This window comes from Sulfitobacter sp. UBA4523 (assembly GCF_002388305.1).
Classification (GTDB): Bacteria; Pseudomonadota; Alphaproteobacteria; order Rhodobacterales; family Rhodobacteraceae; genus Sulfitobacter; species Sulfitobacter pontiacus.
Genome location: NZ_DGMH01000017.1, coordinates 471 through 12,186, shown reverse-complemented (window position 1 = coordinate 12,186; position 11,716 = coordinate 471). Strand labels below are relative to the sequence as shown.

The window sequence follows — 11,716 nt, the reverse complement described above, 5'->3', positions numbered from 1 at the left end:
AGATATGGCGGCGGTCAAGGCGGCAGCGCGCAAGGCGGCCTTCGCCCGCCGCAAGCCGCTGTTTGATGCTGCCAACGCTTCGCAAGCCGGCTATCTGAGCGAAGTGCTCGCGGGGTATCGCGGCGTCCCGCTGTCCGGTTTTCTACCTATCCGCACAGAGATTGACCCGCGCCCCGCCATGGCCGAGGCGGCGGCCCATGGCCCCGTGGGCGTGCCGGTGATCATGGGCGCGGCGCAGCCTTTGCGGTTTTCGCGCTGGACCCCGGATACCCCTTTGGTAGACGGTGCCTTTGGCGCTCAGATCCCCGCGGTCGAGGATTTCTTTGACCCGGAAATCGTGATCGTACCCCTGCTGGCGTTCAACCGGGCTGGCGGGCGTCTGGGGTATGGCGGCGGGTTTTATGACCGCACGCTGGAACAGTTGCGTGAGCGGCGGGCGACCTTGGCGATCGGTTTTGCCTTTGCGGGCCAAGAGATTGACGATCTGCCGCTTGAACCCACCGACCAGCCGCTTGATCTGATCGTGACAGAGACGGGCGTGATCGAGATCGCCTAGGCGCGCCCGCACCCCGCGCGCAAAAACCGCAGCTCCGCCCCTTGCCCTCGGGCGCTGCGCAGCCTAACGCTTGGGGCATGAAAATACTCTTCCTCGGCGATGTCATGGGCCGCGCGGGCCGCCGCGCAATCAGCGAAAACCTTCCCCGTCTGCGGACGGAATGGAAGCTGGATTTTGTGGTGGTGAACGGTGAAAACGCCACCTCTGGCATGGGGCTGTCTGGCAGCCACGCCAAAACGCTGCTGGACGCAGGGGCCGATTGTCTGACCTTGGGCGACCACGCCTTTGACCAAAAAGACATGCTGAGCTTTATCGAACAGGAGCCGCGTGTCATCCGGCCGCTGAATTTTTCGAAAAACGCACCGGGCAAGGGTGCGCGCCTGTTCACCGCCAAGAACGGGCGCAAGGTGCTGGTCACCCAGGCGCTTGGTCAGGTCTTTATGAAACGCCCCTTTGACGATCCGTTCTCGGCGCTTGAGCCTGTGCTCAAGACCCACCCTCTGGGCGGCATGGCATCGGCGGTGATTGTGGATATGCACTGCGAGGCGACCTCGGAAAAGATGGCGATGGGGCATTGGTGTGATGGCCGCGCCAGCCTTGTTGTGGGCACGCATACCCATGTGCCCACGTCTGACGCGATGATCCTGCCGGGCGGGACGGCCTATCTGACAGATGCAGGCATGAGCGGCGATTACCATTCGGTGATCGGGATGGAGAAAACAGAGCCTTTGCGCCGCTTCATCACCGGCATGCCCAAAGACCGCTTCACCCCCGCCAACGAAGAAGCGACCCTATCCGGCGTCTATATAGAAACCGACGACCGCACCGGCAAGGCGACCCGGATCGTGCCCGTGCGTCAGGGCGGCAAGCTGCAGCAAAGCGCGCCCTGACCGCGTTTCGGCTGGCGCGCTTTAGACCCGTATCCGGAATAGCGCAGGGCAGGCGCATCTGACGCTTGCCCCAAGGCGACGCTTGCCGTGGACGTTGCAATCAACGACACTGCAGTCTGATTTTCATCTGCCCAAGGCCGGATATACCTGAATGGACTTTCTAAACCTGTCGGATAGCACCTCTGCCATCCTGGCATTGACCGTCGTTGTGATCATGTTCGTCATGTTCCTGCGCGAATCCCTCCCGACCGAGGTCGTGGCGCTATCGGGGGCGGCCATCATGCTGGCGCTTGGCATCTTGCCCTATGACGATGCGCAGGCGGTGCTGCAAAACTCTGCCCCCTGGACCATTGCCGCGATGTTCATCGTGATGGGCGCGCTGGTGCGCACGGGCGCGCTGGATGTGCTGACGCGCATGGCCGAACGCTATGCCAAGACGCATCCGAAAACGGCGGTGGTGGGCGTGATCGTGGCGGTCATGGCGGCCTCGGCGGTGATGAACAACACGCCCGTGGTGGTGGTGATGATTCCGGTCGTGGTGCAGCTCAGCCAGACGCTTGGCACCAAAGCCTCCAAACTGCTGATCCCGCTGAGCTATGCGGCGATCATGGGCGGCTCCCTGACTCTGATCGGGACCTCGACCAACCTTCTGGTGGACGGTGTCGCACGGTCGCAAGGGCTAGAGCCGTTTGGCATTTTCGAAATCCTGCCCATCGGTCTGGTCGTCTGCGCCTGGGGTCTGATCTATATGGCCGTCTTCGCGCCCAAACTACTGCCCGCGCGCGACAGTATGGCGAATATGCTGTCCGACCGCTCCAAGATGAAGTTCTTCACCGAAGCCGTGATCCCGCCCGACTCCAACCTGATCGGGCGCGAGGTGCTTGACGTGCAGCTATTCAAACGCGAAGGCGTTCGGCTGATCGACGTGGTGCGCGGCGATCAGTCGTTGCGCCGCGATCTGGCCAGTGTCGAACTGCGGGTCGGCGACCGTGTGGTTTTGCGCACCCAGATGACGGAACTGCTCAGCCTTCAGGCGAATAAAGAACTCAAGCGCGTCGATCAGGTGTCTGCGGTGGAAACCTCGACCGTAGAGGTGCTGATCACGCCGGGCTGCAAGATGGTGGGCCGCACGCTGGGGGCGCTGCGTCTGCGCCGACGCTATGGGGTGTACCCTTTGGCGGTACACCGGCGGAACCAGAACATCGGTCGCCAGCTTGACGACCTCATCGTCAAGGTCGGTGACACGCTGCTGCTAGAAGGCGCGATGGAGGATATCCAGCGCCTTGCCTCGGATATGGATATGGTCGACGTCTCGCAGCCGTCGGCACGGGCCTTCCGGCGGGGGCACGCCCCGATCGCCATCGCGGCGCTGGTGGGGATCGTGGTCTTGGCCGCGCTGAATGTCGCGCCGATCCTGCTGCTGGCGGTGCTGGCCGTGGCGTTGGTCCTGGTCACGGGCTGTATCGACGCGGAAGAGGCCTTCAGCTTTGTCGATGGCCGACTACTGGCGCTGATCTTCTCGATGCTTGCGGTCGGGGCAGGGTTACAAAACTCCGGCGCGATCAGCCTGATCGTTGACAATATCGCGCCCTTCCTCGGCACGCTGTCGCCTTTCTATGTGATCTTCGCGGTGTTCCTGCTGACGACAACCCTGACAGAGATCGTGTCGAACAACGCGGTGGCGGTGATCATGACCCCGATTGCCATCAGCCTCGGGTCCGCGCTTGGCATGGACCCGCGCCCCTTGGTCGTGGCGGTGATGATCGCGGCGTCTTGTGCCTTTGCCACCCCCATCGGCTACCAGACCAACACGCTGGTCTATGGGCCGGGCGGCTACCGTTTCACCGACTTCATGCGCATCGGCATTCCGCTCAACCTGTCGATGTCGCTGCTCGTCTCCATGATGATCCCGCTCTTCTGGTAGCGCCGGACCCGCGCTTCCAAATGGCAAAAATCCCGGGGGTCCGGGGGCTGGCCCCCGGCTCCTCCAATGGGCGCGCGCGCTAAAGCGGCCAGAAGACCAGAATAGCCGGAATGGACACCGCGACGACGATGATCTCAAGCGGCAGGCCCATGCGCCAGTAATCGCCAAAGCTATAGCCCCCGGGACCAAGGATCAGCGTGTTGTTCTTATGCCCGATGGGCGTCAGGAACGCGCTCGATGCGGCGACGGCGACCGCCATCAGGAACGGGTCGGGCGAGACATCAAGGCTCGTCGCCATCTGGATGCCCACGGGGGCGGCGACGATGGTGGTGGCGGTGTTGTTCAGCACATCCGACAGGGACATGGTGACCAGCATCAGCACCGTCAGCACCACCCATGCGGGCAGCCCTTGGGTCAATCCGACAAGCGCGCCGGCAATCAGCTCCGTCCCGCCAGAGCTTTCGAGCGCCGCCCCCAACGGGATCATCGACCCCAGCAAGACGACGACCGGCCATTCGATATGGGTATAAAGCTCCGATAGCGGGACGATCCGCGCCAGCACATAGGCGATGACGACCAGCCCCAGGGCGACGGGCAGGTAGATCAACCCAAAGCTCGCCGCCGTGACCGCGCCGCCAAACAGGCCGATCGCCAGCCAGACCTTGTGGTTTTCGGTCACTGCCAACCCGCGGTCGGCAAGGGGCAGCACGCCCAGCCATTCGACCACATGGGACGCGGTATCGCGCGGCACGAGCAGCAGCAGAATATCCCCCACCTGCAGCTCGGTCTTGCGCAGTTGCGAGGTGATGCGTTTGCCGCGCCGCGATACCCCCAGCAGCACGGAGCGCTGCCGCCACGACAGGCCAACCGCCTGAGCCGACCGGCCGTTCAGGCGGGAATCGCTGGTGACCACGACCTCGATGATCTCGACCCCTTCGCCATCGGCGCGCAGACGGTCTTCGCGGTCGGCGTCGGCGACATGCAGGTCCAGCGTGCTGCGAAATTCGTCCAGCGCATCGGGCGTCGCCTCAAGCACCAGCGCGTCGCCTGCGCGCAGGGGCAGGTTGCGTGACTGGCCGTAGCGGCGCTTGCCGTCCCGGATCACCCCCAGCATGGCGACATCGGCCTTCTCGGCAGCGTCCTGAAGCTCTGCCAGACGTTTGCCAATCTGGGCATTGCCTTCGGGGATCGTCAGCTCTGCCAGATAGGGAGACAGGTCTTCGGGGCCCAGAACGTTGTTTTCGCGCTGCGGGATAAAACGCCAGCCGATCAGCGCGACAAAGGCCAGCCCCGCCGCCGCTGCAATCCCGCCCACAGGGGCGAAATCGAACATACGAAACGGTTCGCCAAGGGATTCCTGTCGGATCGAGGCGATGATGATATTGGGCGGCGTCCCGATCAGCGTCGCCATGCCGCCAAGGATCGTGGCAAAGCTCAGCGGCATCAGGCTCAACCCCGGTGACCGACCCGCTTTACGGGCGGTCTGGATGTCGACCGGCATCAGCAGCGCGAGGGCCGCGACGTTGTTCATGAAGGCTGACAGCACCCCGCCGATAACCCCCATCAGCGTGATATGCCCGCCAAGGCTGCGCGAGGCATCGACCAGGGTGCGGGTGATCAGCAACACCGCGCCAGACCGCGTCAGCCCCGCCGATACGATCAGCACCAGCGCGACCACCAGCGTCGCAGGGTGACCAAAGCCCGCAAAGGCATCCTTGCTGTCGACGACCCCCAGCACCACAGCAACCATCAGCGCGGCAAAGGCGACAAGGTCATAGCGGAACCGCCCCCACAAGAGCATGCCAAACACGGCGGCAAACAGGGTGAACAGGATGATTTGATCGGTGGTCATGAGCGTACCTTGCGTGAACTGCGACCAAAGCCCTAGCAGCCGCCTGCGCGCCTGTCTGCCCCAAACCCAGCCAAACCCGGCCATACCGCGCGCGTGCGCGGTGGCTTGTTCAGGCGCGTGGGCTGCCGTATAGAGAGCCAACCGAGAATTTTAGCATGTGAGGTCACCATGGCAGGTCACTCAAAATGGGCAAATATCCAGCACCGTAAGGGCCGTCAGGACAAACTGCGCGCCAAGGTGTTTTCCAAGCTCTCCAAAGAAATCACCATCGCGGCGAAGATGGGCGAACCCGATCCGGACAAGAACCCGCGTCTGCGTCTGGCGGTGAAAGAGGCCAAGGGCCAGTCCATGCCCAAGGACAACATCGAACGCGCGATCAAGAAAGCCGTCGGCGGCGAGGGCGAGGATTACGAAGAAATCCGCTATGAAGGCTACGGCCCCAATGGTGTTGCCGTCATCGTCGAGGCGATGACCGACAACCGCAACCGCACCGCATCGACCGTGCGGTCCACCTTCACCAAGAACGGTGGCAATCTGGGCGAGACAGGCAGCGTCGGCTTCATGTTCGACCGTAAGGGCGAAATCACCTATCCCGCCAGCGTTGGCGATGCCGACACCGTCATGATGGCCGCCATCGAAGCGGGCGCGGAAGACGTCGAAAGCTCGGATGACGGGCATGTCATCTGGTGCATGGATACCGACCTGAACGATGTCAGCACCGCGCTGGAGGCCGAGTTGGGCGAATCCGACAGCACCAAGCTGGTCTGGCGTCCGACCACCACGACCGAAATGGATCTGGAAGGGATGGAAAAGCTGATGAAGCTGATCGACGCCCTGGAAGACGACGACGACGTGCAGCGGGTCACCGCGAACTTCGAAGCCTCTGACGAGGTGATGGAGCAGCTGTAGCATTTACGCCCTGCCGTTGACCTATGTCGCGGCGGGGCTTTGCTTTGGCGGGGGCGGGTGTGTCACACCTCCGCGAGACACAAAAAAACCGCCCTGGCATAGCTGCGGGGCGGTTTTTTTGTGTCAGCGTTTGGGGCCGAATTTATCCCAAAAGGCGCGCCATGCGAAAAAGACCACCCCAGGCCGGTTTGGCCGTGGTGTCGCGCACGCGCTGCTGCGAGATAGAGGCGAGGACGCGTTTGACCTCGTTCAGGTGCCCCAAGGCCTTTGATCCGCCTGCGCTTGCCTGAACGCTCAGGATTTTGGACTGTGTGTGCAGGGCTGCTTCGATAAGCGCCAATTCATCTTGGCTGATTTCCAGCTTCTGTTTGTCGTCGAACATGACATTATTCCTTGGTTGTATGCGGGTCAGATAGGCGCTGTATCTGTGGTTCGCTAGTAGTAACGGGCCCAATCACGCAAATGTTTCGCGGCCGCAACAATAAAGTTGGGGTTGCAGGGGATGAAAATTTATTTTTGGGTGGGGTCCGGCGGTGCATCTTGCCCGAGACCGGCCCAGATTCCCGACGGAGCTTTTGACATATGACCGCCTTCTTTCCCGGCTTTGCCTTGGGCCTGACCTTGATTCTGGCTATCGGGGCGCAGAACGCCTTTGTCTTGCGCCAAGGCTTGCGGTTGCAGCATGTCTTTTGGGTCTGCCTGACCTGCGCCTTGTCGGATGCGGTGCTGATCGCCGCAGGGGTGGCGGGGTTCGGTGCGCTGGCAACGGCGGTGCCGTGGTTCGAAACGCTGATGCGCTTCGGCGGGGCGGCGTTCCTGATCTGGTACGGTTTCCAGAACGCGCGATCGGCTTGGCAGGGCGGCCATGCGCTGGCCGCTGACGGGGCCGCGCAAACCAGCCTGCGCCGCACGATCCTGACCCTGCTGGCGCTGACCTGGCTGAACCCGCATGTCTATCTTGATACCGTCGTGCTGCTGGGGTCCATTGCCGCGCAATATGAAAGCCGCCTTGCCTTCGGGGCAGGTGCGGTCACGGCGAGCTTTGTTTTCTTTTTCAGCCTGGGCTACGGCGCGCGCCTGTTGGGGCCGTTCTTCAGCAAGCCGCGCAGCTGGCAAATTCTGGATGGTGTGATTGCGCTGACCATGTGGGCGATTGCTTTGAGACTTCTGCTGATGTGACCTTGCCCTTGGGGAAGGGTTGGGGAATGTTGCGCCCATGACAACTGCACATCCCCAACGCCCCGTCACCGGTATCTTCTGGATGGTCGTGACCGGCCTGTGTTTCATTTGCGTGACCGCCTTGGTCAAACATATGGGCCCGCGCCTGCCGTCCTCCGAAGCTGCTTTTATCCGCTATGGCTTTGGCTTGGTGTTCCTGCTGCCCGCAATTGGCGCGCTGCGCGAGGCGAAGCTGTCGCGCCGACAATGGGCGCTTTTTTCGGTACGCGGCGGGCTGCATGGGGTGGGCGTTATCCTGTGGTTCTACGCCATGACCCGTATCTCTATCGCCGAGGTGACGGCGATGAACTATCTTGCGCCGATCTATGTCACCATCGGGGCCGCGCTGTTTCTGGGCGAGAGCTTGGCCCTGCGCCGGATCATTGCGGTCGTGCTGGGGCTGGTCGGGGCCGCGATCATCCTGCGACCCGGGTTTCGCGAGCTGACCGGCGGGCATTTCGCGATGCTGGTCGCGGCGGTGGTGTTTGGCGGGGCCTATCTACTGGCCAAAGTGCTTGCGGATGAGGTGCGCCCGTCGGTCGTCGTCGCGATGATGTCGCTGTTCGTGACGCTGTTTCTGGCCCCCTTCGCGCTTGCCAACTGGATCACACCCACGTGGGAAGAGATCGGAATCCTCGCCGCTGTCGCGTGTTTTGCAACCGCAGGCCACTATACCATGACGCTGGCTTTTGCCGCGGCACCGCTGACGGTGACCCAGCCGGTGACCTTCCTGCAACTGGTCTGGGCCACGGCGCTAGGTGCTGTCGTTTTTGCTGAACCCATTGATATCTGGGTCGTTCTTGGCGGGGCGGTGATCCTGGGGTCGGTGACGTTTATCACATGGCGCGAGGCGATGCTGAAACGCCAGATTACCCCCGCCACGCCAGCAACGAAATTCTAGCGACGCCGCCGGCTGGGATATGGCTAAACCCTGAGTTGATCCGCTCTCAGGTTTTTATTGACTTGTCAGTCAATGAACGTAGGTTTGATGGCCAGACGCTATCAAACCACTAAGGATTCTTTATGCCCAAAGTCGGAATGGAGCCTATTCGCCGCGACGCCTTGGTCAAAGCGACGATTGCCGAAATCGGTGCTGCCCAGTCACTGGATGTGACGGTCGGCCAGATCGCGCGCCGCGCGGGGATGTCCTCGGCGCTGGCGCATCACTATTTTGGCGGCAAGGATCAGATCTTTCTCGCGGCCATGCGCTATATCCTGACGGAATACAGCGCCGAGGTCCGCCGCGAGCTGCGTCTGAACAAATCCCCGCTGGGACGGGCCGAGGCGATCATCCGCGCGAGCTTTGATGAAAGTTATTTCGATCCGGCAACGGTCAGCGCCTGGATGACGCTCTATGCCTCCTCGCGGACCAATACCGAAACCTACCGTTTGCTGGTGGTGTATCAAAAGCGGCTGCGGTCGAACCTGACCTATGCGCTGCGCCCGATCTCGGGTGATCCGGCAGGGGATGCCGATACGCTGGCCGCCCTGATCGACGGGCTTTACCTGCGTGCCGCCTTGTCGGACGAGGGCAGCGCCCGTGCCGCCAGCGACCGCGCCCTGTCGGTGCTTCATATGCTTGTGGGGACCAAAGAATGACCCAGCCCAATATCCTGATCCTGATGGTCGACCAGTTGAACGGCACGCTGTTTCCCGACGGCCCAGCTGACTGGCTGCATGCTCCGAACCTTAAAAAGCTGGCGGCGCGGTCGACGCGGTTCAAGAACGCCTATACCGCCAGCCCGCTGTGCGCGCCGGGGCGGGCGGCGTTCATGTCGGGGCAACTTCCGTCGGCTACGGGCGTCTATGACAACGCGGCAGAGTTCGCGTCGAGCGTGCCCACCTACGCCCACCATCTGCGGCGTGCGGGCTATCAGACCTGCCTGTCGGGCAAGATGCATTTCGTCGGCCCCGATCAGCTGCACGGGTTCGAGGAACGCCTGACCACCGATATCTACCCCGCCGATTTCGGCTGGACGCCGGACTACCGCAAGCCGGGGGAACGCATTGACTGGTGGTATCACAATATGGGGTCGGTGACCGGCGCAGGTGTGGCTGAAACCAGCAACCAGATGGAATATGACGACGCCGTGGCCTATGAGGCGACGCGCAAGATTTACGACCTGTCCCGCGGTCTGGATCCGCGCCCGTGGTGTCTGACCGCCAGCTTTACGCACCCCCATGACCCCTATGTCGCACGCAAGAAGTACTGGGATCTGTACAACGATTGCGACCACCTGCTGCCCGAGGTGCCCGATCTGGGGTATGAAAATCAGGACAACCATTCGAAACGTATCTTTGACGCGAACGACTGGCGCAGTTTTGACATCACCGAACGCGATATCAAACGTTCGCGTCAGGCTTACTTTGCCAACATCAGCTATCTTGACGACAAGATCGGTGAGATCCTTCAAACGCTAGAGGACACGCGCCAAGAGGCGATCATCATCTTCTGCTCGGACCACGGCGATATGCTGGGCGAGCGGGGGCTATGGTTCAAGATGAGCTTTTTCGAAGGGTCGTCCCGCGTGCCGATGATGATCGCCGCGCCGCAGATGGCACCCGGTTTGCAGACCACGCCGGTCAGCAATATCGACGTGTGCCCCACAGTCTGTGATCTGGCAGGCGTGTCCATGGACGAGGTGATGGAATGGACCACGGGGCAATCGCTGGTGCCCATGGGGCAGGGGGTGGAACGCAGCGAACCCGTTGCGATGGAATACGCGGCAGAGGCGTCTTATGCGCCGATGGTGTCACTGCGCTACGGCAAGTGGAAGTTCAACCGCTGCGCCCTTGATCCTGACCAACTGTTCGATCTGGAAACCGATCCGCACGAGCTGACCAACCTTGCCGAAGAACCTGCCCATCAGGGCACGCGGCTCACCCTGTCGGCCAAGGCCGACGCCCGCTGGGATCTGGCCGCCTTCGATGCCGATGTGCGCAAAAGCCAGGCCCGCCGTTGGGTCGTCTACGAGGCGCTGCGCAAGGGCGGGTACTATCCGTGGGATCACCAGCCGCTGCGCAATGCGTCAGAGCAATACATGCGTAACCACATGGATCTGAACGTGCTGGAAGAAAACAAACGCTTTCCGCGCGGCGAATAGAACGACTGCCCAAGGGGTGCGGGCAACCAAACCAATAATGCACCCCCAACACGGAGGGACACAATGTTAACGACCATCATTTCGTTCGGGGTCATACTGGCTTTGGGCTTAACTATTTTCTGTACGATCAAGTGGTGGAACCTGCCGCTGACCGGCGTGACGCCGGTGCCGCTGTTCACCTTTATCGCGATCCTCTTCACGTCGGGGCTGGATGTGGGGCTGATCATGTTCCCGCTGGCCTTCGACTTCCCGCTTTATGCGGATACGGCGACCGAGCCGGCCTATGGATTCACCAACCCGCTGGCGCTTGAATTCGGGTTCTGGGGCTTTCTGATCTGGGCGTTCTACTTCCTGACGACCTTCTATTTCTGCGCCATCGAGCCGCGGGTGAAGTTCTTTGAAATCCCCGCGATCAAACTGCTGAACAACATCGTGATCATCACCACCTGCGCCTTCACCGGTGCGTTGTTCCTGATCTATATGCCCTATTACATTGCCGAGGTCGGCGACGGAGAGACGATCCTGCCGGTCTTCTACCTGATCTGCTTCCTCGTGATCCTGATTGCGGCTTTCAGCTCCACCGATCTGAAGTTCGTGCGTGTGCTGTCGGTCAGCTCGACCCTGCTGTTTCTGGCGCTGATCGCTTACATGTGGCTGAACGCCGGCATGGGGTTGGGCGAATTTGCCTCTAGTGCCAGCAACCTTGGCGGCTATTTCGCGAATATCCACAAGTTCATCATCCCGCTGACGGATTACCACGAATTCTACCTGTTCTGGTGGTTCGCTTGGTCAATCATGATCGGGCAGTTCGTCAGCCGCTTTGTCGGCGGGCTGAAGACATGGCAACTGCTGGCGTCCTTGCTGGTATTCCCGTCGATCCCCTTGGGGCTGTGGTTCTCGGTGCTGTATTACTACCACCTGAACGGCATCGGCACCGCGGGCTTCCCGAATTGGGCCATGACCATCGTGGGCATCGTGTTCGTGATCAACTCTTTCGACAGTCTGATCCGGCTTTACACCGATAACCTCAACTTCACGACCGAACGCTTTGGCACCGTGTCTTACGTGCTGGCCAACGCCATCGGCCTGTTTGTGCTGACCCTGCTGTTCCAAAGCCAATGGCTGCAGATCCAGTGGGTCGGGACCATCGTGATCGGCATCTACCTGCTGGCGCTTGGCTATATGTTCTTTGTCAAACGCCGTCACCTGCACGGGCTGGATGGCAACGCCAATATCCCGGCCGAATAACCCTTAAACCTAAGC

11 protein-coding genes are annotated in these 11,716 nt (G+C 61.5%); 9 read left to right on the top strand and 2 right to left on the bottom strand.

Going from position 1 to position 11,716, the window contains the following annotated elements; genetic code table 11:
• The 3 genes from B3849_RS03335 to B3849_RS03325 form a co-directional block, all read left to right on the top strand.
• The coding region (locus B3849_RS03335) for a 5-formyltetrahydrofolate cyclo-ligase (RefSeq protein WP_286779813.1) at nt 1-556 on the top strand (556 nt) is incomplete at its 5' end.
• 77 nt (nt 557-633) lie between these two features.
• On the top strand, nt 634-1,446 hold the full coding sequence (locus tag B3849_RS03330; protein ID WP_009826492.1) for a TIGR00282 family metallophosphoesterase: 813 nt from the start codon (nt 634-636) through the stop codon (nt 1,444-1,446).
• A gap of 151 nt (nt 1,447-1,597) precedes the next feature.
• On the top strand, nt 1,598-3,370 hold the full coding sequence (locus B3849_RS03325; protein WP_009826493.1) for an SLC13 family permease: 1,773 nt from the start codon (nt 1,598-1,600) through the stop codon (nt 3,368-3,370).
• Between the two features lie 79 nt (nt 3,371-3,449).
• Here the strand turns inward: B3849_RS03325 and B3849_RS03320 are convergent, their stop codons facing one another.
• The gene (locus tag B3849_RS03320; RefSeq protein WP_278425244.1) at nt 3,450-5,222 is read right to left on the bottom strand and encodes an SLC13 family permease; all 1,773 of its coding nucleotides are present in this window, start codon (nt 5,220-5,222) and stop codon (nt 3,450-3,452) included.
• A gap of 168 nt (nt 5,223-5,390) precedes the next feature.
• On the opposite strand from B3849_RS03320, the gene B3849_RS03315 reads away from it, so the two are divergent.
• Nucleotides 5,391-6,131, top strand: a complete 741-nt coding sequence (locus tag B3849_RS03315) for a YebC/PmpR family DNA-binding transcriptional regulator (RefSeq protein ID WP_005852303.1) — start codon at nt 5,391-5,393, stop codon at nt 6,129-6,131.
• A 142-nt stretch (nt 6,132-6,273) separates the two neighbouring features.
• On the opposite strand, the gene B3849_RS03310 is transcribed toward B3849_RS03315, so the two are convergent.
• On the bottom strand, nt 6,274-6,513 hold the full coding sequence (locus B3849_RS03310) for a hypothetical protein (RefSeq protein WP_005852304.1): 240 nt from the start codon (nt 6,511-6,513) through the stop codon (nt 6,274-6,276).
• A 200-nt stretch (nt 6,514-6,713) separates the two neighbouring features.
• On the opposite strand from B3849_RS03310, the gene B3849_RS03305 reads away from it, so the two are divergent.
• The 5 genes from B3849_RS03305 (at nt 6,714) to B3849_RS03285 (ending at nt 11,701) form a co-directional block, all read left to right on the top strand.
• Nucleotides 6,714-7,310 carry a LysE/ArgO family amino acid transporter gene (locus tag B3849_RS03305; RefSeq protein ID WP_278425246.1) on the top strand — a complete coding sequence of 199 codons (597 nt, stop codon included), beginning with the start codon at nt 6,714-6,716 and terminating at the stop codon, nt 7,308-7,310.
• 37 nt (nt 7,311-7,347) lie between these two features.
• The gene (locus B3849_RS03300) at nt 7,348-8,250 is read left to right on the top strand and encodes a DMT family transporter (protein WP_278425247.1); all 903 of its coding nucleotides are present in this window, start codon (nt 7,348-7,350) and stop codon (nt 8,248-8,250) included.
• A gap of 122 nt (nt 8,251-8,372) precedes the next feature.
• Nucleotides 8,373-8,948, top strand: coding sequence for a choline-binding transcriptional repressor BetI (gene betI / locus B3849_RS03295; RefSeq protein WP_278425249.1), 576 nt, complete (start codon nt 8,373-8,375; stop codon nt 8,946-8,948).
• Nucleotides 8,945-10,453 carry a choline-sulfatase gene (gene betC / locus B3849_RS03290; protein WP_278425250.1) on the top strand — a complete coding sequence of 503 codons (1,509 nt, stop codon included), beginning with the start codon at nt 8,945-8,947 and terminating at the stop codon, nt 10,451-10,453. Before betI ends, betC begins: the two co-directional genes overlap by 4 nt.
• A gap of 63 nt (nt 10,454-10,516) precedes the next feature.
• Complete coding sequence (locus B3849_RS03285; protein ID WP_278425251.1) at nt 10,517-11,701, top strand: BCCT family transporter; 1,185 nt, start codon at nt 10,517-10,519, stop codon at nt 11,699-11,701.
• Nucleotides 11,702-11,716 lie beyond the last annotated feature (15 nt).